The sequence below is a fragment of the Bradyrhizobium viridifuturi genome, assembly GCF_001238275.1.
Classification (GTDB): Bacteria; Pseudomonadota; Alphaproteobacteria; order Rhizobiales; family Xanthobacteraceae; genus Bradyrhizobium; species Bradyrhizobium viridifuturi.
In genome coordinates, this window is the sequence record NZ_LGTB01000015.1 from 118,762 (window position 1) to 145,204 (window position 26,443).

Annotated in this window: 23 protein-coding genes, 1 tRNA gene and 1 pseudogene; 9 read left to right on the plus strand and 16 right to left on the minus strand. The window is 64.9% G+C overall.

The features are described 5' to 3' along the window. The first annotated feature begins 37 nt into the window (after positions 1 to 37). Positions 38 to 1,546, plus strand: a complete 1,509-nt coding sequence (locus tag ALC15_RS15835; RefSeq protein ID WP_050628079.1) for a DHA2 family efflux MFS transporter permease subunit — start codon at positions 38 to 40, stop codon at positions 1,544 to 1,546. Here ALC15_RS15835 and ALC15_RS15840 read toward each other — a convergent pair. From ALC15_RS15840 to ALC15_RS15850, 3 genes are all read right to left on the minus strand, one after another. After that, positions 1,538 to 2,290, minus strand: a complete 753-nt coding sequence (locus ALC15_RS15840; protein WP_050628035.1) for a sulfate transporter family protein — start codon at positions 2,288 to 2,290, stop codon at positions 1,538 to 1,540. The two genes, ALC15_RS15835 and ALC15_RS15840, sit on opposite strands and share 9 nt — an antisense overlap. A gap of 94 nt (positions 2,291 to 2,384) precedes the next feature. Further along, positions 2,385 to 3,797: an MFS transporter gene (locus tag ALC15_RS15845; RefSeq protein ID WP_050628036.1), complete on the minus strand. Its 1,413-nt coding sequence runs from the start codon at positions 3,795 to 3,797 to the stop codon at positions 2,385 to 2,387. Between the two features lie 185 nt (positions 3,798 to 3,982). Next, positions 3,983 to 4,906 carry a LysR family transcriptional regulator gene (locus ALC15_RS15850; protein WP_050628037.1) on the minus strand — a complete coding sequence of 308 codons (924 nt, stop codon included), beginning with the start codon at positions 4,904 to 4,906 and terminating at the stop codon, positions 3,983 to 3,985. A gap of 118 nt (positions 4,907 to 5,024) precedes the next feature. On the opposite strand from ALC15_RS15850, the gene ALC15_RS15855 reads away from it, so the two are divergent. Both ALC15_RS15855 and ALC15_RS15860 read left to right on the plus strand, forming a co-directional pair. Continuing rightward, positions 5,025 to 6,194, plus strand: a complete 1,170-nt coding sequence (locus ALC15_RS15855) for a CaiB/BaiF CoA transferase family protein (RefSeq protein WP_050628038.1) — start codon at positions 5,025 to 5,027, stop codon at positions 6,192 to 6,194. Positions 6,195 to 6,201: 7 nt separating this feature from the next. After that, the gene (locus ALC15_RS15860; RefSeq protein ID WP_050628039.1) at positions 6,202 to 7,149 is read left to right on the plus strand and encodes a beta/alpha barrel domain-containing protein; all 948 of its coding nucleotides are present in this window, start codon (positions 6,202 to 6,204) and stop codon (positions 7,147 to 7,149) included. 170 nt (positions 7,150 to 7,319) lie between these two features. Here the strand turns inward: ALC15_RS15860 and ALC15_RS15865 are convergent, their stop codons facing one another. Then, entirely contained in the window at positions 7,320 to 8,243 is a 924-nt protein-coding gene (locus ALC15_RS15865) for a YiiX/YebB-like N1pC/P60 family cysteine hydrolase (protein WP_050628040.1), read from the minus strand. 198 nt (positions 8,244 to 8,441) lie between these two features. Between ALC15_RS15865 and ALC15_RS15870 the strand changes: the two are divergent. Continuing rightward, positions 8,442 to 9,843, plus strand: a pseudogene (locus ALC15_RS15870) (flavin monoamine oxidase family protein). A gap of 295 nt (positions 9,844 to 10,138) precedes the next feature. On the opposite strand, the gene ALC15_RS15875 reads toward ALC15_RS15870, so the two are convergent. The 4 genes from ALC15_RS15875 to pheS form a co-directional block, all read right to left on the minus strand. After that, positions 10,139 to 11,083 carry an MBL fold metallo-hydrolase gene (locus ALC15_RS15875; protein ID WP_050628041.1) on the minus strand — a complete coding sequence of 315 codons (945 nt, stop codon included), beginning with the start codon at positions 11,081 to 11,083 and terminating at the stop codon, positions 10,139 to 10,141. 39 nt (positions 11,084 to 11,122) lie between these two features. Then, positions 11,123 to 11,899 carry a sulfite exporter TauE/SafE family protein gene (locus ALC15_RS15880; protein ID WP_050628042.1) on the minus strand — a complete coding sequence of 259 codons (777 nt, stop codon included), beginning with the start codon at positions 11,897 to 11,899 and terminating at the stop codon, positions 11,123 to 11,125. Positions 11,900 to 12,158: 259 nt separating this feature from the next. Further along, complete coding sequence (gene pheT / locus ALC15_RS15885) at positions 12,159 to 14,567, minus strand: phenylalanine--tRNA ligase subunit beta (protein ID WP_050628043.1); 2,409 nt, start codon at positions 14,565 to 14,567, stop codon at positions 12,159 to 12,161. A gap of 81 nt (positions 14,568 to 14,648) precedes the next feature. Next, positions 14,649 to 15,731 (minus strand): phenylalanine--tRNA ligase subunit alpha, encoded by a 1,083-nt coding sequence (pheS, locus tag ALC15_RS15890; RefSeq protein WP_050628080.1) that lies wholly within the window; start codon positions 15,729 to 15,731, stop codon positions 14,649 to 14,651. Positions 15,732 to 15,926: 195 nt separating this feature from the next. Between pheS and ALC15_RS15895 the strand changes: the two genes are divergently transcribed. Beyond that, on the plus strand, positions 15,927 to 16,337 hold the full coding sequence (locus tag ALC15_RS15895) for a hypothetical protein (RefSeq protein ID WP_050628081.1): 411 nt from the start codon (positions 15,927 to 15,929) through the stop codon (positions 16,335 to 16,337). 15 nt (positions 16,338 to 16,352) lie between these two features. On the opposite strand, the gene rplT is transcribed toward ALC15_RS15895, so the two are convergent. The 3 genes from rplT to infC form a co-directional block, all read right to left on the minus strand. After that, positions 16,353 to 16,712, minus strand: coding sequence for a 50S ribosomal protein L20 (rplT, locus tag ALC15_RS15900; protein ID WP_018269297.1), 360 nt, complete (start codon positions 16,710 to 16,712; stop codon positions 16,353 to 16,355). Between the two features lie 74 nt (positions 16,713 to 16,786). After that, entirely contained in the window at positions 16,787 to 16,987 is a 201-nt protein-coding gene (rpmI, locus tag ALC15_RS15905) for a 50S ribosomal protein L35 (RefSeq protein WP_008539890.1), read from the minus strand. 352 nt (positions 16,988 to 17,339) lie between these two features. Beyond that, entirely contained in the window at positions 17,340 to 17,879 is a 540-nt protein-coding gene (gene infC, locus ALC15_RS15910; protein WP_050628044.1) for a translation initiation factor IF-3, read from the minus strand. Between the two features lie 227 nt (positions 17,880 to 18,106). Between infC and ALC15_RS15915 the strand changes: the two genes are divergently transcribed. Together ALC15_RS15915 and ALC15_RS15920 are read left to right on the plus strand one after the other, a co-directional pair. Next, the gene (locus tag ALC15_RS15915; RefSeq protein ID WP_050628045.1) at positions 18,107 to 18,901 is read left to right on the plus strand and encodes an alpha/beta hydrolase; all 795 of its coding nucleotides are present in this window, start codon (positions 18,107 to 18,109) and stop codon (positions 18,899 to 18,901) included. Positions 18,902 to 18,924: 23 nt separating this feature from the next. After that, positions 18,925 to 19,392: a nuclear transport factor 2 family protein gene (locus ALC15_RS15920; RefSeq protein ID WP_050628046.1), complete on the plus strand. Its 468-nt coding sequence runs from the start codon at positions 18,925 to 18,927 to the stop codon at positions 19,390 to 19,392. Between the two features lie 61 nt (positions 19,393 to 19,453). Here the strand turns inward: ALC15_RS15920 and ALC15_RS15925 are convergent, their stop codons facing one another. The 3 genes from ALC15_RS15925 to ALC15_RS15935 are packed head-to-tail and all read right to left on the minus strand — an operon-like array spanning position 19,454 to position 22,117. Continuing rightward, positions 19,454 to 20,251 (minus strand): acyl-CoA thioesterase domain-containing protein, encoded by a 798-nt coding sequence (locus ALC15_RS15925; protein ID WP_050628047.1) that lies wholly within the window; start codon positions 20,249 to 20,251, stop codon positions 19,454 to 19,456. Between the two features lie 34 nt (positions 20,252 to 20,285). Continuing rightward, positions 20,286 to 21,476: a tRNA epoxyqueuosine(34) reductase QueG gene (queG, locus tag ALC15_RS15930; RefSeq protein ID WP_050628048.1), complete on the minus strand. Its 1,191-nt coding sequence runs from the start codon at positions 21,474 to 21,476 to the stop codon at positions 20,286 to 20,288. Further along, positions 21,425 to 22,117, minus strand: coding sequence for a glutathione S-transferase family protein (locus ALC15_RS15935; protein ID WP_050628049.1), 693 nt, complete (start codon positions 22,115 to 22,117; stop codon positions 21,425 to 21,427). The genes queG and ALC15_RS15935 overlap by 52 nt, the downstream gene beginning before the upstream one ends. A 263-nt stretch (positions 22,118 to 22,380) precedes the next feature. Between ALC15_RS15935 and ALC15_RS15940 the strand changes: the two genes are divergently transcribed. Beyond that, a complete protein-coding gene (locus ALC15_RS15940; RefSeq protein ID WP_050628050.1) occupies positions 22,381 to 23,187 on the plus strand; it encodes an undecaprenyl-diphosphate phosphatase in 807 nt (268 codons plus the stop codon). A 152-nt stretch (positions 23,188 to 23,339) separates the two neighbouring features. Here ALC15_RS15940 and ALC15_RS15945 read toward each other — a convergent pair whose 3' ends face one another. After that, the gene (locus ALC15_RS15945; RefSeq protein WP_050628051.1) at positions 23,340 to 24,308 is read right to left on the minus strand and encodes a complex I NDUFA9 subunit family protein; all 969 of its coding nucleotides are present in this window, start codon (positions 24,306 to 24,308) and stop codon (positions 23,340 to 23,342) included. Positions 24,309 to 24,452: 144 nt separating this feature from the next. On the opposite strand from ALC15_RS15945, the gene ALC15_RS15950 reads away from it, so the two are divergent. Then, positions 24,453 to 24,539: transfer RNA gene (locus tag ALC15_RS15950), tRNA-Leu, on the plus strand. 118 nt (positions 24,540 to 24,657) lie between these two features. Here ALC15_RS15950 and ALC15_RS15955 read toward each other — a convergent pair. Next, positions 24,658 to 25,926 (minus strand): MFS transporter, encoded by a 1,269-nt coding sequence (locus tag ALC15_RS15955; RefSeq protein WP_050628082.1) that lies wholly within the window; start codon positions 25,924 to 25,926, stop codon positions 24,658 to 24,660. Positions 25,927 to 26,443 lie beyond the last annotated feature (517 nt).

Consider the following 26,443-nt stretch of genomic DNA (forward strand, 5'->3'; position numbering starts at 1 on the left):
CAGCCCATCGGCTGCGACCTGGGCAGGCTTCCTGCTGATGTGCCTCGGCATGTTCATGGCGATCCTCGACATCCAGGTCGTCGCGACCTCGCTGCCGACGATCCAGCGCGCGCTTGCGATCTCGCCTTCGGCGATGAGCTGGATCCAGACCGCCTATCTGATCGCCGAGGTGATCGCGATCCCGCTGACCGGACTGTTCACCCATGCGCTGTCGTTGCGATGGCTGTTCGTCATCGCCGTCAGCCTGTTCACCCTCGCGTCGGTCGGCTGCGCTTTCAGCGGCGGCTTCGCCGTGCTGCTGGTGTTTCGCTTGCTGCAGGGATTTTCCGGCGGCGTCCTGATCCCCGCGGTGTTCTCCGCGGTGTTCACGCTGTTTCCGCCGCGCCTTCATGCGGTGGCCACCACGATCGGCGGCGCCGTCGCCGTGCTCGCGCCGACCGTTGGACCTGTCGTCGGCGGCTGGATCACGCAGACCTGGTCGTGGCCATGGCTGTTCCTGATCAATCTGGTTCCGGGGACGATCGCGGCCCTGGTCACGCCGTTGCTGCTTCCGAAAGCAGGAATGCATCTTCGCGCGTTCTCCATGCTGGACAAATCGTCGCTGGTCCTGCTCGCGGCAGCCCTCGCAAGCCTGATGATCGGGCTCAAGGAAGCGCCGCAGCGCGGCTGGGCCTCGATGCTCTGCCTCAGCCTGCTGATCGGAAGCATTGCCGGGACGGCGCTGCTGATCCGGCGCACGCTCCGCGCGGCGGATCCGATCGCACAATTGACCTTGTTCCGGCGGCGCTCGTTCGCGGTCGGTTGTGCGCTGAGCTTCTGCCTCGGCATCGGCCTGTATGGATCGACCTATCTGATGCCCGTCTTCCTCGGTTTCGTCCGCCGCCATGACGCCTTCGAGATCGGCACCATCATGCTGGTCACGGGCGTTGCGCAGCTCGGCGCCGCGCCGCTTGCGACATTCCTCGAGAGTCGCGTCGGCGCGCTGGCGCTAACCGCTACGGGCTTTGCCTTGTTCGCGCTCGGCCTCGGCTTCAGCGCCTTTCAGCCCCGTACGGCCGATTTCGGCGAGATGCTCTGGCCGCAGATCGTGCGCGGCGTCGCCATCATGTTCTGCCTGCTGCCGCCGACGCGTTTTGCGCTGGGCTGCCTGCCGGAGGCCGAGATTGCCGACGCCAGCGGATTGTTCAACCTGATGCGAAATCTGGGTGGCGCGATCGGGATCGCCCTGATCGACACCATCCTCTATGGTCGAAGCCCGATCTATGGCGAGGATTTTCGGGCGCGCCTGCTGGCAGGCGATGTCAACGCGGCGCAGGCGATCGGGCTCGATCCGATGTTGCTGATCAACCGTCCGCCGGGTCCGCCTGATGATGCGACGGTGGCGTTTGTCCGCCCGCTGGTCGAGCGGGCGTCGCTCGCACTCACCGTCAACGAGGCATGGGCAATGCTCGCCTGCGTGGCGATCGCAGGATTGCTGGTGGTGCCGTTCGCACGCGACCAGGTGCCGGCATCGCTCGAGGTGCCGCGGGAATGCGAGCTAGATTGAGGAGACGTTGCTTCGCCGCGCCGGCTCGATCAGTTCGCGGCGCGGGCCCGACAGCCGCTTGTACATGTGGACCATGAAGGCCATGCCGAACAGCGGCGTTGCCAGATTGACGACCGGGATCGAGACGAAGGCCGCGATGAACAGGCCGGCGGTGAACACGGTCGCCGCGTTCTCCTTGCGCATCGCCTTGGCGTCGTCGGGCGAGCGGAACCGCATCGCTGCGAGCTCGAAATATTCGCGGCCGAGCAGCCAGGCGGTCGCGATGAAGAAGATGATGAAGCCCGCGCCCGCGAACAGCACGAACGGCAGCGCGACCAGATACACCAGCACCGTCAGCAGCGCCGTCTTGACGCCCTCGATGGTCGCGAGCGTGACCGGCAGCGCCACGCCGGGATGGTCGGCCGGATAGTGCTCGCGCTCGACATGGTCCGCGACATCATCGACGAATAGGCTCGCCACCAGCGAGGTGATCGCGGGCATCAGGAAGATGCCGCCGAGCACGACGCCAAGGCCGGCTGAGATCGAGATGATCCACGACAGCACGTGCAGCATGGAATGGAAGTTGGGGCCGAGCATGCCTTCGGCCCAGACCTCGCCGGTGTCGGCAAACCAGCTCAGCAGCCGCTGCAATCCGATCGCCAGCACGGTGATCAGCACCAGCGCAAGCCCGATCGAGCGCCACAGGATCGTGCGCATCGGCGGGGACAGGATTTGCGAAAGCGCCTTGACGGCGGCGTCCAACATGACCGGGTTACCTCTAGCAAATAACGAGCGAGAGGTAGCCACCCAATGTGGCTTCGGCAAGTGCCGTCTGTGCCGCAGTAACAGCGTTTTCGAGCTAGGCGTCGAGTGGCTTGCCGCGGACGTTGGGTCCCCAGACGCCAATGGCAATGATCACGATCACCATCGCCGCGGTGATCAGGCCGAACACCCCGAGGACGCCGGCCTCCTTCAACATGAACGCCACGATGAAGCCGGAGAAGGTCGCGCTGAGCCGGCTCATCGAATAGACGAGCCCCGCCGCACGCGCCCGGATCGCGGTCGGGAACACCTCGGTCTGGTAGGCGTGATAGGCGTAGGACAGCGTCATGTTGGCGCCGGTCACCAGCACGCCGCTCGCGATCAGCAGCATAGGCGCGGTGAGCTGCGCGAAGGCGAGGCCGAATATGGAGATCGCGGCGGCGGCGCCGCAGATGATCCATTTGCGCTCGAAGCGGTCGGCGAAGGTTGCGGCGAGCAGCGGCGCGAGCGGATAGGCAAACGCGATGATGAAGGAATATTGCAGGCTCTTGGTGACGTTGATGCCCTTCTCGACCAATAACGCCGGAACCCAGTTGGAGAAGCCGTAGACGCCGAACGCCTGGCAGAGGTTGAAGATCATGAACAGCACGACGAGCGAGGCGTAGGGCGGCCTGAACAGGTCGGCATAACCGGTCTCCGCCGCCGCACGTGCCGGCGCCGTCGTGGCCGCGGGGACAGCGCGCGGCGCGGCCGCCGGCGATGAGGCTTCGAGCGTCCGCATGATCTTCTCGGCCTCGGCGAGGCGTCCATGGCGGGCCAGCCAGAGCGGGCTTTCCGGCACGTAGAGCCGCAGCACCCAGATGATCATGCTGGCGGCCGCACCGATCAGCACCACCCAGCGCCAGCCGTCGATGCCGTAAGGCGTGAGCGGCACCAGCCACCACGACAATGCGGCGACGATCGGCACCGCCGACAGCATCACCGCCTGGTTGATCGCAAAGGCCCGGCCGCGCATCCAGCTTGGCACCAGCTCGGTGATGTAGGCGTCGATGGTGATGACCTCGATGCCGATCCCGATTCCGGCGACGAAGCGCCACAGCAGCACGCCGCCGGCGCTGACCTGGCACGCCATGATGACCGATGCCGCGCTGTAGAACAGCAGCGAGTAAGTGAAGACGGCCTTGCGCCCGTAACGGTCGGCGAGAAAGCCGAGGCAGAAGGTGCCGATGAACAGGCCGGCGAAGGTCGCTGCGACGAAGGCGCCGATCCCTGAGAAGCCGAAGAAGGCCTGCGTCGTCGTGGTCATCAGCCCGCTGCGGGCGAGGCCCGGCGCGATGTAGCCGGTAAAGAACAGATCGTAGATTTCGAAGCAGCCGCCGAGCGAGAGCAGGATCACCAGCCGCCAGACATAGCCGGACGCCGGCAGTACCTCGAGCCGTCGTGAAATCTGGTCCGGTCCGCTTGTCGTGTTGACGCGATCGGCAACCGAGCCGAGTTCGACGGCGCTCATGATGGTCCTCCCCGTGTGGTCCAGCGGCCGCCTTTCTTGCGAAGGCGTGCCGGTTGCGCATGTTTGGCACCTGGGAGCCAGAAATCCAGACGAACATATCGAAGCAATCGTTCGATATTTTCGATCGTACTATCCAGGACGCGCTTTCTTGACGCGAACCGGCGTCCACTTCGCTTGAAAGCGCTTTAGATCAGGAGGGTCGCCTCCCAGGCGCCGCGGCCGACCTGGTCTGCGATCAGGGCGCGGATCAGGCGGCACATTTCCTCCATGACGTAAGTCATCGGACGGTTGCGCAAGCGGCAGAGATAGAGCGTGCGGGTCAGTTTCGGCTCGACGACTTCGCGTGCGACCAGCAGCCGTGCCTTCAACGGCTCGCTGACGAAATGGGTGGTCGCAATCGTGCAGCCGAGGCCCGCGGTCAGTGCGCCGATCATGCCGCTGGTCGAGTTGAGATGCATGATCGCATTGGCCTCGAGCCGCTTCAGCGGAACGGGATCATCGAGCAGCGCGCGCGCCGAGAGCCCGTGTCGCAGCAGGATCAGCGGCAGCCGCGCCAGTTCCTCGAAGGTGATCGGCGCCTTCCTCCCGATCAGCTTCTCGGTGCCGACGCAGAACATCTGCTCCTCAAGCACCGGCTCGGCGACCAGGTCTTTTTCCGACGGCGGATTGTAGACCAGCGCGAGGTCGACATCGGAGCTCAGCAGGTGCAGCAGCGTCGCGCCGGAGAGGCTTTCGGTCAGTGACAGCTTCAGGTTCGGATATTTCGTCAGCACGGTCCGCATCAGCGGCACGCCGATCGCCTTCATCCCGGAATTGGCCATGCCGATCGAGATGTCGCCGGCGATCTCGCTGCCGCCTTCCTTAATCTCGCGTTCGGCCGCCGCCATCGCGCGCAGGATGATGCGGGCATGCTCGTAGAGCCGCTCGCCCGCCGCGGTCGGTTCCATGCCGCGCGGCTTGCGCTCGAACAGCGGTGTGGCGAATTCGGCTTCCAGATTGGCGATGTGGTGGCTGAGCGCGGACTGCGCGACATTGGCCTGATCCGCCGCCCGCGACAGGTTGCGCTGCTCGTAAACCGCGATGAAATAGCGAAGCTGGCGCGAATCCATGGGTTCAGCGTTCTAGAACGGCGAATACACTATTCGACAGATTATATTTTTCAGATAGCGTGCGGAAGCCTAACCTGCGCCAACTACTCAAAACGAGCGCAAGAGCACGGAGAAACCGATGACCGGGAGCGGACTGCCGCTGGAGGGGGTGAGGGTCGTCGAGATGACCCACATGGTGATGGGTCCGACCTGCGGGATGATCCTGGCGCAACTCGGCGCCGAGGTGATCAAGGTCGAACCTCCGGCCGGCGACAAGACCCGCTCGCTCGGCGGCATGGGTGTCTCGTTCTTTCCGCTGTTCAATCGCGGCAAGCGCAGCATCGTGCTCGATTTCGCCAAGCCCGAGGACCGCGACACCATGCACCGGCTGCTCGCCGGCGCCGACGTGTTCCTGGAGAATTTCCGCGACGGCCAGCTCGACAAGCAGGGTCTCGGGCCGGAGGAGCTGCGCGCGAAATATCCGCACCTGATCATCGCCGGCCACAAGGGCTTTCTTTCGGGTCCGTACGATCATCGCCCGGCACTCGACGAGGTCGTACAGATGATGTCGGGGCTAGCCGCGATGACCGGCACAAGCGAGAAGCCGCAGCGGGTCGGCTCATCCGCCAACGACATCATGGGTGGCATGTTCGGGGTGATCTCGATCCTTGCCGCGCTCTACCAGAAGCGTGGCGGCAAGGTGGATGGCGCCGACATCCGCATCGGCCTGTTCGAGAACTGCCTGTTCCTGGTCGCCCAGCACATGGTCGAATACGAGATGACCGGGCGCAAGCCGCGCTCGATGCCGGAGCGCGAGCACGCTTGGCCGATCTACGACATCTTCGATGCCGCTGGTGGCGAGCGCATCTTCATTGGCGTCGTGACCGAAGGTCACTGGCAAAGCTTCTGCCGCGAGTTTGGTCTGACGGAATTCGCCGACGATCCGACATTGCGCAGCACCACGGACCGCATCATGGCTCGGGACCGGATCATTCCGCGTGTCGCCGAGGTGATCAGAGGCTGGAACGTGGCCGATCTCTCGGCGAGGCTCGACGCGCTCAACATCTGCTTCTCGCCGATCAACCGGCCGGAAGATCTGTTGCGCGACCCGCATGTATTGCGCCCGGGTGGCCTGGTTCACAATTTCAACGCCGACGGCAAGCCGTTCCGCGTCCCCGCACTGCCGGTCGAATGGAACGGCCACAATATCGGCGAAGGACTGAAGGTGCCGGTGCTTGGCGCCGATACCGACGCGGTCCGCGCCGAGCTCGATCAACAGACAATTTCATCAACCGGAAACGCTGCGTGAGGCTGACATGACCCGCGTCCACGATATCTATCCCAACGACAGAGTGAGCCTGCGCGAGGTCGGTCTGCGCGACGGCCTGCAACTGGTGAAGACATTCCCCTCGACCGCGGCGAAGCAGCGCTGGGTGCGCGACGAATATGCCGCCGGCGTCCGCCATTTCGAGGTCGGCTCGTTCCTGCCGGCCAAGACGTTCCCGCAATTCGTCGATGTCCGCGACGTCATTGCCACCGTCGCGGCGTTGCCCGGCGCGCATGGCGTCGCGTTGGCGCTGAATGAGCGCGGCGTCAACGAGGCGCTGGCTTCCGGCGTCGCCGAGATCGCCTCGGTGGTGTCGGCGACCGAGGAGCACAGCCAGGCCAATGCCAACCGCTCGCGCGAATCCGCGATCGAGAACATCAAGCGGCTTTGCGAGCTGCGCGACGCCAGCGCCCATAAGCCGCTGGTCAATGCCGCGATCTCGATGGGGCTCGGCTGCTCGATCGTCGGCGCGGTCGATCCCAAGGAGGTGCTGCGCCTCACCGAGAAGCTCTACGAGGTCGGGGTCGACATGGTCGCGATCGCCGATACCGTCGGCTATGCCGGACCGAAGGCGGTCGGTGAGCTGACGCGTGGCGCGGTGAAGATCGCGGGCTCGAAGCCGGTCTGCGTGCATCTGCACGACACCCGCGGCATGGGCATCGCCAATGCCTCCGCCGCGCTCGATGAAGGCGCCCGCGTGCTCGATGGCTCGCTCGGCGGCCTCGGCGGCTGTCCGTTCGCGCCGGGCGCGACCGGCAATGTCGTGTTCGAGGACCTCGTCTTCCTCTGCGAGAGCAAGGGATTTCCGACCGGCATCGATCTCGACCGCCTGATCGAGGTGCGCTCGATCCTGAAATCCGAGATGCCGGGCGAAGCGCTCTATGGCGGCCTCGCCCGTGCCGGCCCGCCGCGTGGCACGAGAGCCAAGGCGGCGTAGCGTGACCAGCCGCGCCCCATCGGCAACGTTCTGATCAGTCGTAGGCGCGGCGGCTCGAGCTGAAGTCCTCGACATCGGGGTGTACGGCGGGCGTCTCGCGGTAGGGCGGCACGATCAGCATCACGACCCGCCGTGTCCGGCCGGGTCTGCCCAGCAGCGTCGCCTGGGCGTCAAACTCGGAGCGGAAGACATCTGTCGCGCGCAATGTCGTGCGTGCCTGGCGTGGGCTCCGTGCTTATCACTTCTGCAACCGGAAGCGTCGCCTCTTCGTCAATCGCTTCAGGAACAAGCGGCGGCGACTTGCGCTCTGGAAACACACTGAATTCGCCCGCTACCTCCTGGAGCGGCTTCTGCTTGTCGGCCCAGTGCAGGGCCGTGTAGTCGAAACCGTGCACGATGGTGGGTTTGACGATTTCGAAATAGGGCGAGATGTCGAAGTCGCGCGGCATGTAGAGCGAGGAATCGCGGATATGCAGGATCTCGCGGCGCGCCTTGCGGCTGGCGGCGCGGGTGATCTTGGGCAGGATCGGATAGCGCACGGCGTCGAACGCCTGCGCGATCAGCGCCGAGCAGATGATCTTGGTCGGATCGCCGGAGCCGAATGCGATCATGCGCCGCCGCCAGCGCTGCGGGATCGGCAGCGGAAACAGGTAGCGCGCGAGATCGACGATGTTCTTGGTGTCGTAGCCGAAGCCGATGCGGTTGATCGCGTAGCGGCACACCGTGGTGCGGTCCTCGTAGGACAGCCCGACCGGCCGGCAGAGCCTGGTGTGATAGGTGAAATATTTCGACAGCGGCGCGGAGGTGACGCCCTCGCCGACATTGGCTTCGATCAGCACGTGCTGTTCGCCGTCAGGCTCGAATGCACCATCGATCGGCCCGACAAACAGCGCGGCATGCGACCAGGTCGATTGCGTCAGGTATTTGATGATGCCGGAGATGCGGTTGTTGCCTTCGACCAGCAGGACATCGCCCTCCTGGATGATGCCACGCAGATGGTCGGGGTCGCTCGGCGTGAACGGCTCGTAGCCGGGCACTTCCTTCGACAGGTACCCCGCAATCCATTTACCAACGGTATCGAGCATTACGCCCATGGATTCCCCCCAGCGGTTCTATGACCGCTTCTGTTCACCTAATCATGGTCGCAAGCCGTTGCAATTTAGTTCATGCGCTCAACCGATCAATCATGATTGATTTACCATGAGTGTTGCTGCGGTCGGTGAGATGCGGCACAGTTCGCGAAGCGTTCCCATTCCCTGCAAGTCCCCGGAAACCATGCCAGAAGCTATGTCATGCCAGTGACCCGCCGCGATTTCCTGTCGGCATCCGCAGGTCTGGCGCTGGCGCCTGTGCTGGGCAGCCGCGGCGTTGCTGCGCCGGCACCGCGCGAAGCCGACATCGTCGTGATCGGCGCGGGTGCCGCAGGCATCGCCGCAGCGCGACGGATCGCCGCCGCGAACCGCAAGGTGATCGTGGTGGAGGCGTCCGGCCAGGTCGGCGGCCGCTGCCAGACCGATGCATCGAGCTTCGACGTGCCGTTCGACCGCGGCGCGCGCTGGATGCACAATCCCGAAACCAATCCGATGATCCGCCTGGCGCGCTCCGCGGGACTCGACATCGTCACGGCGCCGGTGGGCCAGAAGATCCGCATCGGTCGGCGCTACGCCCGTCCCGGCGAGACCGAGGAATTCCTGGCGGCGCTGGTGCGCGCCAATCGCGCCATCGACGACGCCTCGCGCAAGGCCGATATCGCCTGCGCCGCCGCAATGCCGAAGGACCTCGGCGATTGGGCGGGTACCGCGGAGTTCCTGCTTGGCGCCAGTTTCAGTGGCAAGGATCTGAAGGATCTCTCCGCCGTCGACAAGGTGCGCGCGCAGGACCGCAACACCGCGATCGCCTGCCGGCAGGGGCTCGGCGCATTGATCGCAAAGCTCGGCGAGGGGCTGCCGCTTGTGTTGTCGACGCCGGCGCAGCGCATCCTGTGGAGCAATCGCGACGTGGTGGTCGAGACGCCTTCTGGCAAGATCACCGCGCGCGCCGCCATCGTCACGGTGTCGAGCAACGTGCTCGCGAGCGGCAACATCAAGTTCGCGCCCGAGCTTCCGAAGCGCGCGCTCGATGCCGCCGCCAAGCTGACCCTCGGCAGCTACGATCGCATCGCATTGCAGATCCCCGGCAATCCGCTTGGGCTGTCGCGCGACGACGTCATCATCGAACAGAGCAATTCGACCAAAACCGCATTGCTCTACGGCAATATCGCCGGCTCCTCGCTGTGCACGATCGACGTCGCCGGCTCGTTCGGCCGCGACCTGTCCGCGCAGGGCGAGAAGGCGATGGCGGCGTTTGCAGTGGAATGGCTGACCAGGCTGTATGGCAGCGAGGTGGGTGCGTCCATCAAGAAGACGAGCGCGACGCGCTGGAATGCACAGCCCTTCATTCAAGGGGCGATGTCGGCCGCAGCCCCGGGCGCGCAATTCTCGCGCCGGATCCTGACCGAGCCGATCGGCGCGATGTATCTTGCGGGCGAGGCCACCCATGAGACGCTGTGGGCACCGTCGACGCGCCTGGGAGAGCGGCGAGCGCGCCGCCGACGCCGCGCTGCGCAGGATCGGTGGTGCCAAGGATGCGACGCCGGAGCCCGCTGCGCCCGCCGCAAAACACAGCGCCGTGCGCCGCGCTCCGCCGGGCCGATGAATTGATGGTTGGATGAGATGACGGCTGCGCGTGGCTGGCTTGACCATCGCGAGTGCGGTGATTTGGCAGCTGGGTGCAGCGGCACAACAGGTGTCGTCCCTGCAAAAGCAGGGACCCATACGCCGCAGCAGATGTTGTGACCGGGACTCGTCGCTCCAACGTCGCTCGCCAATAACCATTCGTGGTTATGGGTCCCTGCTTTCGCAGGGACGACATCGAGTGTGTTGCGCGGTCAGCGAGACATACATCCGCTTTCCCGCGACATGATTTGTCCGAGTTTTGCCGCGCCTCAGCCTCACACCGGCAGCTTCAGCTCCATCAGATCCTTCGCCACCACGATCCGGCCCTTGAAGTTCGTCTTCACATCGCGGGTCCAGTCGTCGTCGGTGACATCGGGATCGTCGCCGGGGACGAAGTGGCTCAGTACCAGCGTCTTGACGCCGGCGGCGGCGGCGATGCGGCCGACGTCTTCGGTCGAGGTGTGGCTGTCGAGCAGATGCTTCTTCAGCGTCGCGCCGTTCTTGGTCTTTGCGACGAGGCGATCGACCGCGGGAATGTAGAGGCATTCGTGCACCAGCACGTCGGCGCCCTTGGCGAACTCGGCGAGCTTCGGATTGTAGGCGGTGTCGCTGGAGAACACGATCACGCCATCTGGCGTCTCGAACTTGTAGGCGAAATTGTCCGTGATCGGCGGGTGCGGCGTGCGGAATGCCGTGACGGTGACGTCCGATGTCTTCAGCACCACGCCGTCATCGGTGATGTCCTTTGCGATCAGCAGTTTGCGCGGGTCGGGGCGGCCTTCGTCCGCGATCCGGGTCTCGACGTCGAACTTGTTCAGCTCCCAGTATTCTTTTGTCATCGCCTCGATGCCCTTGGGACCGAACGAATGGATCGGCGTGGAGAGGCCCGCGGCCCAGGCGTTGTAGAACAGATTGCCGTATTCGAGATTGTGATCGGAATGATGATGGCTGATGAAGATGTATTTCACCGACGGGATCGGCACGCCGGCGTTGACCAGCTGCCGGCTGACGCCCATGCCGCAATCAATGACAAAGGGCGTGTCGTTGACGACGACGAGATTGGCGGGATTGGAAGCGCCGATGCCGACGCGCGGGCCGCCCTTGGTGCCGAGAAACACGATCCGGGTGCGTGGCTTGGCATTTTGCGCGCGCACGACAGGCGACGCGAGCATCGCGGCGCTGCCGAGCGCCAGTTTCAATGTGGTGCGGCGATCGATCATGGTGTTCCTCCCGCAATCTTCTTCTGAGCCTTGCCGACCCTACCCGCCGCGCAAAATGCCATCAAGCGCCGGCAGGCCGACAATGACGGCGGCGGCGATCAGCGCGTAGCAGATCGCGCGAAACACCTGCTCGCTGGCCTTGCCGAACAGCGAGGCGCCGAACCAGACGCCGATGCCGTAGACGGGACCTACGATCAGCGAGAATTTGGCCGATTCGATCGTGATCAGTCCCGTCAACCAGTAGCTGACCAGCGAGAAGAAATCCGAGGCGCCGAAGAACAGCACGATGTTGGCGCGCGAGATCACCGACGAGATCGGGCGTCCGAGCCAATAGGCGACGATCGGCGGGCCGCCGGTCTGCGCGAGCCCGCTGCAGAAGCCGGACAGGCCGCCAACGCCGACGGAGAGCGCGGCGTGATCCTTGCCATGGTAGCGCCAGCCCGACAGCAGCAGCACCAGCAGCGCTGCGACGAAGCCGGAGATGATCCAACGGGTCGTCACCGGCTCGAGCACCGTGAGGAAATAGGTGCCGATGGGAACGCCGACCAGCGCACCGGCCACCATCACGGCGGTGGCCTTGCGGTCAGCCTGGGTCCAGGCGTTCGGCAGCAGCGGCGCGGCCGCGATGAAGTCGATGATGAGAAGCAGCGCCGCCACCAGCCGCGGCGCAGCGACGCTGCTTGCGAGCGGCATGAAGATCAGCGCCGAGCCGAACCCGGAGAAGCCGCGCGCAGTGCCCGACACGAAGGCGATCGCGCAGATTGCAAGCGCAATGCTGGTCGAGATGTCGGACGGGATCAGGGAGAGGGAGGTCATGGGAAGGCAGTGGGGTTCGATCTGCTTAGGCGCTCGTATCGAGATTCAAAAACCCCTGCAAGTCTGCAAGACCCGTCATCCTGTGGTGCGCGCCCAGCGGCGCGCTTGCGACGCTGGGCGAGCCTCGAAGGATGAATCGGCCACAATTGGACCGTCGACCCTTCGAGACGGCCGCTATGCGGCCTCCTCTGGGTGACGGTGACAGGTTCTCCTCGCAAGTGGGCGAGGGAGCATTCCACCGCCCGCGTCAACGTCGGCGTCACGCCCGCAGCGTGCCGCCGGTCTTCTTCGTCACCTCGGCCACGACCTTGGCCGCAACCGCATCGATCTCCTGGTCGGTCATCGTCTTCTCGCGCGGCTGGATCGTCACCGCGATCGCGATCGACTTCTTGTCGGGATCGATACCCTTGCCTTCGTAGACGTCGAACACGGTCACGTCAGTGATCAGCTTCTTGTCGACATTCTGCGCCGCGCGGACGATGTCGCCGGCCTTGACGCTGCGGTCGACGATGAAGGCGAAGTCGCGCGACACCGGCTGGAATGCCGAGAGCTCCAGCACCGGCTTGGCGCGCGTCGCCCGCTGCTTGCCCTGCGGGATGCGCTCGAGGATCACCTCGAACACGATCATCGGACCGTCGGCGCCAAGCGCCTCGGCCACGCGCGGGTGCAACTCGCCGAAATAGCCGAGCACGTTCTGTGGACCGATCTGGATGGTGCCGGAACGTCCCGGATGCAGCCATGCCGGGCCGCCCGGCACGATCTGCAGCGCCTGCATCGGCGCGCCGGCAGCCGCCAGCACGGCGAAGGCGTCGGCCTTGGCATCCATTGCGTCCGCCGTCGTCGAGCCGGTCCAATGCCGTCCGATCCCCTTCGACGAGGCGTAGCCGTGGCGCACACCGGAAGCGGCGACGAGTTGGTCCTCGGGCTTGTCGCCGCGGAACACCTGGCCTACCTCGAACAGCGCGACATCGGGCGTGCCGCGGTTGATATTGGCCTGAACGGCGGCGACGAGGCCGGGCAGCAGGCTCGGCCGCATGTCGGAGAGGTCGGCCGCGATCGGATTGGCGAGCACGAGCTCGCTCTGGCCGCCGCCGAACAGCTTTGCCGCGTCATTGGTGATGAACGACCAGGTCACGGCTTCCACCATGCCGCGGACGCCGAGCGCACGCTTGGCGCGGCGGGTGCGCAGCTGCATCGGCGTCAGCACCGGCTTGCGCGGCTCCTCGCCGCGGTCGAACGGCGTCATCGGCACCTTGTCGACGCCGACGATCCGCACGATCTCCTCGACGATGTCGGCCTTGCCCTGCACATCGGTGCGCCAGGACGGGATCGCGATCTTCACGACGGGGCCGGTGCCGGCCAGCATGAAGCCGAGCCGGGTCAGGATCAGCTTCACCTCGACCAGCGGCACCTCGATGCCGGCAAGGCGCTTGACCTCGGTGAGCGGGAAATCGATGACGCGATCCTCGCCGAACTGCTTGCCGACCACGACATTCTCGGACGGCGTGCCACCGCACAGCTCCAGCACCAGCCTGGTCGCGAGCTCAAGCCCGGGCACCATGAACGCCGGATCGACACCACGCTCGAAGCGATAGCGCGCGTCCGAATTGATGCCGAGCCTGCGGCCGGTCTGCGCGATGTTGATCTCGTTCCACAGCGCGGACTCAATCAGCACATCTGTCGTGTTGTCGTCGCAGCCCGAGGCCTCGCCGCCCATGATGCCGGCGAGCGATTCGACGCCGTGCTCGTCCGCGATCACGCAGACATTGCTGTCGAGCGTATAGGTGCGGCCGTCGAGCGCGAGCAGCGTCTCGCCTTCCTTGGCGCGGCGTACCGTGAGGTTGCCCTGCACCTTCTTGGCGTCGAACACGTGCAGCGGGCGGGCGCGGTCGTAGGTCATGAAGTTGGTGATGTCGACCAGCGCATTGATCGGGCGCAGGCCGATCGAGGTCAGCCGCTTCTGCAGCCATTCCGGCGACGGACCGTTCTTGACGCCGCGCACCAGCCGCAGCGCGAAGCCCGGGCACAGCGAGGCGTCTTCCACCTTGACCTGGACCGGGCAGGGGAATTCGCCCTTGATCGGCTTGATCCCGGGATCCTTGAATTTGCCCATGTCGGCGGCGGCGAGGTCGCGCGCGATGCCGTGCACGCCGGTGCAGTCCTGCCGGTTCGGCGTCAGGTTGATCTCGATGGTGGGATCGCCGAGCCCGGCCCAGTCGGCATAGCCCTTGCCGAGCGGCGCATCGGCCGGCAGCTCCATGATGCCGTCGTGGTCTTCCGAGATCTGCAGTTCGGCCGCCGAGCACAGCATGCCGCGGCTCTCGACGCCGCGGATGGTGCCGATGCCGAGCGTGATGTCCTTGCCGGGGATGTAGGTGCCGGGCGGCGAGAACACGCTGACCAGTCCCGCACGCGCATTGGGCGCACCGCACACCACCTGCACCGGCGCGCCGCCGTCGCCGGTGTCGACCATGCAGACACGCAGCCGGTCGGCATTCGGATGCTGTTCGGCCGAGATCACGCGCGCGATGGTGAACGGTGCAAGCTGCTTCGCCTTGTCCTCGATGTTCTCGACCTCGAGCCCGATCATGGTGAGCTTGTCGGCGAGCTTCTCGAGCGGTTCGTCGGTCTCGAGATGTTCCTTCAGCCAGGAGAGGGTGAACTTCACGGCTGCTTGCCTCGGTTCTTGTTGGTGTTGATCAGGTTAGCTTGGTCGCTCTGTTCGTCATGTCGCGCGCAAGCGCAGACATCACGAACTCAGCCCGCCCGCGATGGTCGGGATGTCGAGCGGCTTGAAGCCGTAGTGGTTGAGCCAGCGGATGTCGTTCTCGAACAGCTGGCGGAGATCGGCGATGCCGTATTTCAGCATCGTGATGCGGTCGAGGCCCATGCCCCAGGCAAAGCCCTGGTAGACGTCGGGATCGATGCCGCAGGCGCGCAGTACGTTCGGGTGCACCATGCCGCAGCCGAGGATCTCCATCCAGTCCTCGCCTTCGCCGAAGCGGATCTCGCCCTTGTCGCGGCGGCACTGGATGTCGACCTCGAGCGACGGCTCGGTGAACGGGAAGAACGACGGCCGGAAGCGCATGTTGATGTGGTCGACCTCGAAGAACGCTTTGCAGAACTCGTGCAGGATCCATTTGAGGTGGCCGAGATGCGAACCCTTGTCGATTACGAGGCCTTCGACCTGATGGAATTGCGGCGTATGCGTCGCATCGGAGTCGATGCGATAGGTGCGGCCCGGGCAGATGATGCGGATCGGCGGCTTCTGGGTCAGCATCGTGCGCACCTGCACCGGCGAGGTGTGGGTGCGCAACAGCATGCGCGAGCCGTCCTGCTTCGGATTGAAGAAGAAGGTGTCGTGCATCTCCCGCGCCGGGTGGCCTTCGGGGAAGTTCAGCTTGGTGAAGTTGTAATCGTCGGTCTCGATGTCGGGACCTTCGGCGATTGCAAACCCCATGTCGGCGAAGATGGTGTTGACCTCGTCGAACACCTGGCTCAGCGGATGGATGCGGCCGGTTTCCGCCGGCGCATCGCGCAGCGGCAGCGTGACGTCGATGGTCTCGGCGGCGAGCCGGGCATCGAGCGCGGCCGCCTTCAGCACGTCGCGCCTGGCCGCGAGCGCCTGCGTCACCGCATCCTTGGCGAGGTTGATCTTCGCGCCTTCGGTCTTGCGCTCGTCCGGCGACATCTTGCCGAGGGTGGCGAGCAAGGCCGAGATCGAGCCCTTCTTGCCGAGGGCCGAGACGCGCACCGCCTCGAGGGCGGCTTCATCAGCGGCCGAGGTGATCTGGTCGAGGATGGATTTTTCGAGCGTTGCGAGGTCGGACACGGTCAATTCCTGCGCTGAGCATGATCCGGCGGGAAGAGCCGGCTTCCGAACCATGCGCCAAAATTCGGCTGGGTTGTCGCCGCCCGAAGGCCGTAACGTCAAGCAAAAAGCCGGTCATTTCGGGCCAATGGCCGGCTGCATTGAACCCAGCGCGGAGGCCGGGCTACCCAAGGGGAGTTGAAGGAGACCCACGCGATGTTGCTGCGATCTTGCCTGGCCGTGCCGGCGGTCCTGTTGATGCTCGGAACGGCGCATGCCGCGACCGAGGAATGTCCCGCCAAATCGACCCAGATGGACGACATCATCGCGGAGCTTCAGAAGGCGCCGAGCTGCGACCGCGCGATGAAGGTCTTCGAGGCGTGCGAATACGGCGCCAGCGGCGACGTCCAGTTCGGCGAAGTGGTCGAGAAAAAATGCGAGGCGGACTTCCTGTCCGGCCTCGGAGCGTCGCAGAAGAAGGCCTATGCCAGCCAGCTCAAGCGCTGCGACCACAAATACGACAACGAAAGCGGCACCATGTACCGCTCGTTCACAGCGTTCTGCCGGGCGATCGTCGCCCAGCGCTTTTCGCAGAAGGGGCTGAAAGCGGGCCAGAAGGCCCGCTAGAAGCACCCGCCAGGATCAAGCAGCGAGGGCAGCCTTGGCCTTCTCGGCGATCGCCTGGAACGCCACCGGCTCGTGGATCGCGAGATCCGACAGCACCTTGCGGTCGACGACGACGCCCGACTTGGACAGGCCGTTGATGAACACGCTGTAGGTCATGCCGAATGGACGGACCGCGGCGTTGATGCGCTGAATCCAGAGCGCGCGGAAGGTGCGCTTCTTGCGCTTGCGGTCGCGAAAGGCGTACTGGCCGGCCTTTTCGACGGCCTGCTTGGCGACGCGGATGGTGTTCTTGCGGCGGCCGTAATAGCCCTTGGCGGCCTTGTAGACTTTCTTGTGCTTGGCGTGAGCGGTCACACCGCGTTTGACGCGAGACATGACGGAAATCCTTGAGATCTAGAAGAGACGGGGCGCCGCGCTAGGAGCGGCAGGGTTCAAGCGAGTGAGCGCGATCAGGCGTTCGGCAAGAAGTACTTCTTGACGTTGTCGCCGTCGGTCTTGAACAGCACGCGGGTGCCGCGGAGCTGACGGATCTGCTTCTTCGTCCGCTTGATCATGCCGTGGCGCTTGCCGCGCTGGGCGTGCATGACCTTGCCAGTGGCGGTCACCTTGAAGCGCTTTTTGGCGCCCGACTTGGTCTTCAACTTGGGCATTTAGCTCTCCTATCGCACAGCACGAAAATCGCCCCGAGAGGCGTCCGGCCGGCTAAAATGCTCGTTAGAGCGTTGAAAGTGCTAAGGTTTTTTCCGAATTGAAAGAACCTGCACTAGACGTCGCCACGGCAGCCCTTGATCAGCCGGGCGGCGAAGGCCCGGCTTATGACAGAGGATCGGTGGTTTTGCAACGTTTGAAGCGGGAAATCGGGCCGGAACCGCCCTCTCCTTCGCCCTGAAAGGGGGGACGTCGGTACCACGGGCTACGGACGACTCCGCTCGGCTACGAAACGAAACAGCCCGCCAGATCGCCTGACGGGCCGTTCCATTTCAACAAAGCGACTAATTCGAATTAGCGCGGCGCCAGCACCATCACGACCTGGCGGCCTTCGAACTTCGCGTCCTGCTCGACCTTGGCGAACTCGGCGACGTCGGCCTTCACCTTGTCGAGCAGCTTGGTGCCGATCTCCTGGTGCGCCATCTCACGACCGCGGTAGCGCAAGGTGATCTTGACCTTGTCGCCTTCCTCGAAGAAGCGCTGCATCGCGCGCATCTTCACGTCGTAGTCGTGATCGTCGATCATCGGGCGGAGCTTGATCTCCTTGATCTCGACGACCTTCTGCTTCTTGCGGGCTTCGGCGGCCTTCTTCTGCGCGGAGTATTTGTACTTGCCGTAGTCCATGATCTTGCAGACCGGAGGACTGACGTTCGGCGAAATCTCGACGAGGTCCATGCCGGCTTCCATGGCCATCTTGATGGCAACCATGGTCTCGACGGTGCCCTTGTTGGCACCATCGGCATCGATCAGCTGGATCTGTGCGTTGCGAATCTCGTCATTGGTGCGCGGCCCGTCTTTGGCGACTGTGGGCGGGGCTCTATTGGGACGGCGAATGGGTAACTCTCCAAAGTTGTGAAAGGGAGGCGGATATTTTGAAGCAAGACGCTGCGGCGGGCAAGCGAAGTCGCTTCTTTAGGCGGCAAAACCGTCAAATGCGAGGCATTTTAGCCACGCCCGGCACATATGGCCGGCACATCTGCTCCGCAAGGCGGGCCAGCTGCCGTTGACCGCTGCCGCGTGACGATTGAAAAGCAGATCTCTGACACGCGAGTGACCGAACCATGAGCCAAACCGCCGCATCCGGACAGGAACCCGCCTTTATCGAGGTCGGCGAGGGCCGTGAGGCGCGCCGGATCGCGGTGCGCGCCCGCGCCGGCGGCGGGCCGGGCCTGGTCTGGCTCGGCGGCTTCAAGTCGGACATGACCGGCACCAAGGCGCTCGCGCTCGATGCATGGGCCGCCGAGCACGGCCGCTCCTGCGTCAGGTTCGACTATTCCGGCCACGGCGAATCCAGCGGCGAGTTCGCCGACGGCACGATCGGCCGCTGGCTCGAGGAGAGCGTCGCTGTGTTCTCGCAGTTCTGCAGCGGGCCGCAGGTCGTGATCGGCTCCTCGATGGGCGGCTGGATGGCGCTGCTGCTCGCGCGCGAGATCGCGCGGCGAAGTGGTGGGAAAGCGCAACTCGCCGGCCTCGTGCTGATCGCACCGGCGCCCGACTTCACCGAAGAATTGATGTGGAAGGGCTTCTCGCCGGAGATCCGCGCCGAGATCGAGACCAAGGGCGTCTGGCTCAGGCCATCCGAATATGGCGACGGCTCGCCCTATCCGATCACCCGCAATCTGATCGAGGAGGGCCGCAACCATCTGCTGCTCGGAGCCAAGATCGACGTCGGCTGCCCGGTGCGGATCCTGCAGGGCGCGCAGGATCCCGACGTGCCGTGGAAGCATGCGTTCGCATTGGTGCACCGGCTGCCGGCCGAGGACGTGGTGCTGACCATGATCCAGGACGGCGACCACCGCCTGTCGCGGCCGCAGGACATCGCGCGGATCATCGCCGCGGTGGCGGAGATCGGCTAAGCTCCCTGCACAGGGAGAAGCCAATGGACACGACAACGATGCTGCGCGCGTTCTGCGACGCGGTCGAGCAGCGCAACGGCAAGGCCTTCGCGGATCTCTTCACCGAGGACGGCGTCTATCACGACGTGTTCTACGGCGCGTTCGCGGGCCGCGCCAAGATCGCCGAGATGATCGACGACTGGTTCTACCGGACCGCGACCGATTTCCGCTGGGTGATGCACGATCCCGTCAGCGACGGCAAAACGCTCTACGCGCGCTACACGTTCAGCTACCGCTCGACCCTGCCGGAGGCCAAGGGGGCGCGTGCGATGTTCGAGGGCGTCGCGATCATGCGGCTGCGCGACGGCAGGATCACGGAATACCATGAGGTCGCCAACACCGCGCCCGCCTTCGTCGATTTGAACTTCGCTCCGGAGCGGATCGCGAAGATCGTCGGCAAGCAGGGCACGGCGCTGCGGGCGCGCGACGAGATGAAGCGGCATCTCGTGTGAGCTGCGACGGGATCTAGCGCCGTCATTCCGGGGCGCGCGTAGCGCGAGCCCGGGATGACGATTACGGCGGCGGCGGGTTGCTCATCGGCTTGCGCTGCGCGAGCGCCGCCACGGTCGACGTGCCGATCGGGCCGTTTTCGTCATAGAGCCAGCATTCGCCGATCGCGATGCCGTCGGCGGCGTGATGGTTGACGACCTCGAAGCCGATCCAGTTGGTCACCGGCAGACGGTGCAGATAGATCGTGACGTCGCTGTTGATGTAGCCGAGGCCCTGGTCGCCGGCGTTCGCAAAGGGGCTGGCGAAATCGGCGCCGGTCGCGACATGGACGAACGGCGTCATCTTCACGCCCGCGACGAGTTCGCGGACCTCGCTCATCCAGAGCCTGCGCTCGCCGAGCGAACCCATGTGGCCGACGATCGGCCGCGTCTCCCATTTGCCATTCATGCCGAGCCTCGGATCGGTCGGCTTCGGAATGTCGGCGGGGGCCGGCACCTGCCAGTTTGGCGGCGACCACACATTGCCCGGCGCATTTTCCGTCCTGCGCAACAACTGGCAGGAGGCGCGCGCCATGCTGGTGCCGCCGGAGATGAACTCGGCCTCGATCACCTTAATGCGGAGTCCGTCGCGCACGAGCTTGGTCGTCACCTCGACCGGTGTCGTGATGTTGGGCAGCCGGAACATATCGACGGTCAGCCGCGCGGGGACGAAATCGTCGGAGCCGTGGCGCTCCTCGATGACGAAGCCGAGCAGGCCGATCACGACGCGGCCGTGCATCGATTCCGGGCTCCAGGGGCCGTTGGCGACGGATGTCGGCATGAAGCCGTCGCCGTGCCGGGTGAAGAAAGGCTGGTTTGTCATGGCGGGCGACCATGACGGGAATGGCGCGATGAAATCAAGAGGCGGCAGCCGCGCGCCACTCCTGCTGCACCGTGATGTCGGGCTCGCCGCCGGCCCGTGACGCCAGCGCCGCGAATTCATCGCGCGCGATCAGTTGCGACAGCGCCCACACCGCGGCTCCGCGCACCAGCGGGCTCGCATCGTCGAGCAGGCGCCGCGCTTCGCCGGCGAGCTTTGCGTCGCCGGAATTGCCGATCGCAATCAGCACATTGCGGATGAAGCGGTCGCGGCCGATGCGCTTGACCGGCGACTTGGTGAACAGCGCGCGGAAGGCTGCATCGTCGAGTCGCACGAGATCGGCGAGATCAGGCGCCCGCAATGCGTCGCGCGCCGCGAGTTTCTGCTCGCGTCCTTCTTGCGCGAATTTGTTCCACGGGCACACCGCGAGGCAATCGTCGCAGCCATAGATGCGGTTGCCGATGCCTTTGCGGAATTCGTGCGGGATCGGGCCCTTGTTCTCGATCGTCAGATACGAGATGCAGCGCCGCGCATCGAGTTTGTAGGGGGCGGGAAACGCCGCCGTCGGGCAGATGTCCTGGCAGGCCCGGCAGCTGCCGCAATGATCCGTGTCGCTCGCATCGCGCGGCAGTTCGGTCGCCGAATAGATCGCGCCGAGAAACAGCCAGGAGCCGAACGCGCGCGAGACGAGATTGGTGTGCTTGCCCTGCCAGCCGATGCCCGCGGCCTGCGCCAGCGGCTTCTCCATCACGGCGGCGGTGTCGACGAACACCTTCACCTCGTCGCCGGTCTCGGTAGCGAGCCAGCGCGCCAGCACCTTCAGCCGCTTCTTGATGACGTCGTGATAGTCGTCGCCCTGCGCATAGACCGAGATCGCGCCCTGCGAGCGGCGCGCAAGCAGCTTCAGCGGATCATCGTCCGGCCCGTAATTGACGCCGAGCATGATGATCGAGCGCACGCCACTCCACAGCACGCGCGGATCGGCGCGGCGCTCCGGATTGGCGGCGAGCCAGTCCATGTCGCCATGGCCGCCGGAGCCGAGAAACTCGAGGAAATATCTTCCGGCAACGCTGGTCGCATCAGGACCGGTGATGCCGATCGCATCGAAGCCGAGCGCCCGCGCCTCGTGTTGCAGCGCTGCCTTGAGATCGGAAGGAGAGAGCCTGACCGCCGGGTTCAGAAGTCGAGGTCCACATAGGTGCGCGACGCCGGCACCCCCGCCAGCCACTCGCTGAGCAGCGGGCGGAACGACGGGCGGGATTTCACCCGCGCGTACCACGCCTTTGCCGCGTCGTCCTCGCTCCATGGCACATCGCCCAGATAGTCGATCGCCGAGAGATGCGCCGCGGCGGCGAGGTCCGCGTAGGTGAGGCGGTCGCCGGCGAGGTAGTTCCGCGTCTTCGCCAGCCAGCCGATGTAGCTCAGATGATAGCGCACATTGACCTTGGCGGCGCGCATGATGTCAGGCGCCGGCGGACCGCCGCCGTTGTCCTCGCTCATGAAGCGCTTGTAGATCCGCTCGGTCACCAGCGGGTTGGAGGCTTCCTCGAAGAACTTCTCGTTGAACCACGCCATCAGGCGGCGCACCTCGACGCGCTCGGCCGACGACGTCGGCAGCAGCCGCCGCTCGCCGGCATCGAGGCCGTGCGTCTCGTCGACATATTCGGCGATGATGGGTGCGCCCGGAATCGGCGGGAAGCCCTCGGCGATCAGCACCGGCGTGGTCGCTGCCGGATTGAGCGCGAGATACGCCTCGCGCCGCTCCCACACCCGTTCCTCCACCAGGCGCAGGTCGAGGCCATACTCGCCGAGCACGAGGCGAATGAAGCGCGAATGCGGACAGAACGGATGGTGATACAGCGTATACATGAAGCCCTTGGTAGTTTCGCGGCGCTTAAGAAACCATCAACCTGTGCGGCTGGGCCGTGCGATTTGGCCAAGCCAGTTCCGCTCGTCTCTATGTCGCGTCAGCACGCAAACCGGTAGCCACCCTCGCAGATGGCGCGGGTCACAAAAACGCTATAGCCCAGCAAATCGGCCGGGTAACCCATTGTTTGACGATTTTTTGCGATTGCGGCCAATGTGCGAATAAGCGAGAAGAATCCCGTTTTCCACACAGGGCAGGCCACAACATGATGACGGATATGCTGCGGGCGGTGATTCTCGGCATCGTCGAGGGCGTCACCGAGTTCCTGCCGGTCTCTTCGACGGGCCACCTGCTGCTCGCGGAGCGCTTCTTCAATCTCGGCGAAGGCAACTTCTGGAAGAGCTTCGCGATCCTGATTCAGCTCGGCGCGATCCTCGCGATCCTCGCGCTCTACTTCGTCAAATTGTGGCGCGTGGCGCTCGGCATGTTCTCCAATCCCGACGACCGCCGTTTCGTGATCGGCGTGCTGGTGGCGTTCCTGCCGGCTGTCGTGATCGGCCTGATCGCCGGCAAGTACATCAAGGAATTCCTGTTCAATCCGTGGGTGGTCTGCTTCACGCTGATCGTCGGCGGCGCCGTCCTGCTCTGGGTCGATCAGCTCGATCTCAAGGTGTACGAGGACGACGCGACCCGGTTCCCGCTGCTGATGTATTTCTGGATCGGCGTCGCGCAGTGCCTGGCGATGATCCCCGGCGTGTCGCGCTCCGGCGCCAGCATCGTGGCTGCGATGCTGCTCGGCGCCGACAAGCGGTCGGCGGCGGAGTTCTCGTTCTTCCTCGCGATCCCGACCATGGTCGGCGCGTTCGCCTATGATTTCTACAAGAACCGCGCCGACTTCACCTCCGACAATCTCAGCGTGATCGCGGTCGGCTTCGTGGTGTCGTTCATCGTCGCGATGGTCGTGGTGAAGACGTTCCTCAACTACGTCACCCGCCACGGCTTCACCTTCTTTGCCTGGTGGCGCGTGATCGTCGGCACGCTCGGCCTGATCGCGCTGGCGCTGGGAAGGTAATCACAACTCCCTCCGTCGTCCCTGCGAACGCAGGGACCCATAACCACAGTTCTTTCAATGGCGCAGGGCTGCGGCCCCAGCGTTCTACATCTCGGGAGCTGTGGTTATGGGTCCCGGCTCAAGGCCGGGACGACAGGTGGAGAGAGTTCGGCTTACGCGCTCTTCTTCTGGAACTGCCCCGTCGCGCGGAAGCGCCAGAGATATTGCGGGGCGATCGCTTCCATCGAGTCTGGCGTGATGCCGAGGCCGGCGAAAGTCAGGCCGGCGGCCTTGGCGGCGTCGGACACCACATTGTCGACGCGCAGCATCGCGACCTGGTCCGGCGTCAAGGTGAACGGGCCGGGCGCGAATTGCAGGACGTAGGATTGCAGCTTGGCGAGGCCGAACGGCAGCGGCGCCAGCATTCGGTCGCGCTGGGTGATCTGGAGGATGATCTGCATCACCTCGCGCATGGTCAGCACCTCCGGCCCGCCGAGTTCGTAGGTGGCCCCCGCCTTGGCCTTGCCGTCGACTGCATCGGCCACCGCATCGGCGACATCGGCAACATAGGCCGGCTGCACCGTGTTGACGCCGCCGCCGACCAGCGGCAGCACCGGCGAGATCCGCGCCAGCGCAGCGAAGCGGTTGGTGAACTGATCTTCGGGCCCGAACAGCAGCGACGGCCGCATGATGGTGGCCGACGGCAGCGCGGCCTGCACCGCCTTTTCGCCTTCCGCCTTGGCGCGGAAATAGCCCGACAGGGAATTTTCGTCAGCCCCGATCGCCGAGACATGAACCATCCGTCCGCCGTTCGCGGCCGCCGCCTTGGCGATGGCCTCGGCGCCCTTCACCTGCACGGCGTCGAAGCTCTGGCCGCCGCCTTCGGCCAGGATGCCGACCAGATTGATGGCGACCTGCGAATCACGCATCGCCGCCTCGACCGAGGCCGGGTAGCGCACGTTGGCCTGGACGGCATGAATCTGTCCGACCCGGCCGAGCGGCTGGAGATGGCCGGCCAGCTCAGGCCGCCGCACCGCGACGCGGACCCGGTAATCGCGCTTGCAGAGCGCGCGGACCACGTTCCGCCCCAGAAACCCCGATCCGCCGAAGACCGTGACTGTGGTGTCCAGGTTCGATGCCATGGGGTGGTTCCTGTCGGATTCGGGAGTTATTGACGTGGGTTAGCCATCTGGCGATACGCCATCGACCCCACCATGTACAGGGTATTCGATTTTTCGTTTCCTGAATTTGACAAGCGCGTAACCGAACCTTACTAACGCGCCCACGCCCAGGTGGTGGAATTGGTAGACGCGCTGGCTTCAGGTGCCAGTGGCTTAACGGCCGTGAAGGTTCGAGTCCTTTCCTGGGCACCACCCATTTTCATAAGCGATTGAAATCGCTCAGCATCCGCGAGGTGGGTGCGGCGAACGCCGTCGCCCGCTACGCGGCTTCAGGCCGTTCCGGCCCCATGCGCCCGAAGTAGCGCGGCCCTCACACGACCCGCCGCCCCGCTCGCCGCGCGATCGGCCGCTGCACGAAATACATCGCGATCATCGAGATCATCGAGCTCGCCACGACGACGTAGCCGATCCGGTCGAAATGCAGCAGCGAGCCGTCCGGGTTCTCGGCGACGATCGCGGCTGCGACCACCGAGCCCAGCCCGCCCGACAGCTGCTGCACCGAGGCCGAGACCGCGCTGAACGATCCACGCTGGCTGGCGTCGGGGATCGCCGACATCAGCGCCTGCGACGGGATCATGCGCGAGAAGATGCCGACGAACATCAGCACGTTGACGATGATTGCGGTCAGCAGCGAGACGTGACCCAGATGGGTGTAGATCAGCACCATGATGGCAGACACCACGCAGCCGAAGATGAAGGTCGGGTACTTGCCAAACGCGTCGCTGGCGCGGCCGACCAGCGGTCCCATGATGATGCTGAACAGGCCGGACACCAGATAGATCGTCGGCAGGTGCACGATGTCGATGCCGAGATTGTGCACGGTGAAGGCGCTGCCGAACGGCATCAGCATGAAGCCGCCGGTCGCCAGCAGCGTCGTCACAAGGAAGGCCAGCGTGTAGCGCGGCTGACCCACGGTCGCGATCAGATGGCGGAACGGGTTGCTGTCGTGTTGCAGCTTGAGGTGCCCGTCGACCGGCTCCATGAACAGCGCGATGGCGGCGATCGCCACGATCGACAGGCCGACGATGGCGACGAAGCAGATGTGCCAGTTCCAGTGATTGGCCAGGAAAAGTCCGGCTGGGACGCCGAGCACCTGGCTCGCGGCGAACGCGGTCTGCAGCACGCCCATCGCGCGGCCGCGCAGTTGCAGCGGGAACAGGTCGGTCACGATCGCGAGCACGACGGAGCCGATCACGCCGCCGAACAGGCCGGTGACGATGCGGCCGAGCAGCAGCACTTGGAAATTCTGCGCCAGCGCGCAGAGCACGGTGCCGAGCATGAAGCCGACATAGAAGAACAGCAGCAGCTTCTTGCGGTCGAAGCGATCGGCAAAGCCGGCGGCGAGGATGCCGGAAATGCCGGCGGCGAAGGCGTAGGCCGACACCGCGACGCCGAACTGCCCGGCCGTGATGTTGAGCGAGGGCATCAGGATGGCGCCGAGCGGCGACATGATGATGAAGTCGAGGATCAAATTGAACTGTGTGAAGGCAAGCAGCGCGATCAGGAACGATTGATAGCGCGTGAAGCCGCGTTCCTGCGGCTCGTCGTCGATCGGCGCGGCGATGGTCTGTTCCGACATGAGGCTCATTTCAAGGGTAAGTGCGGGCTGGCAACAGATGGGGTGGGCGCGCCGGGATTTCATGAGGCGCCAGGGCAACAGTTCCATCAAAATCAATTGCATATCGCGATGCCCGGTCGCGCGCGCCGCTCGTCGGACACGCAAAGACGATTGTTTCGGGTTGTGTCGCGCAATGTCCGCAACGGGTGAGTGGTGTACTTCACAACCCTGAAGGCGTATGCACGCAAAGGATGTGAATCGAATGTATGCAGCTAAAGGTTCCGTCTGTGGCGATCCCGCAACAGATCGCTGCAAATCGTCTCAAGCTTGAATGGAGCTGATCAGCCGACGCTGAGAGCGGGGCAGGGGGGAGCAGGAAGCGCAGGCCGGGGGCTCGGCTTCGCGCCGATGGTGGAGATGGGCATGGTTTCATCGCGGCTCGCGGCGATCCTGTCGTGCACTCTGGGTGGCGGCTATCTTCTGTCGGTCTCGCAGGCGTTCGCCGCTTGCGACAATCTCGCGCCGGTGAGCGGTCAGA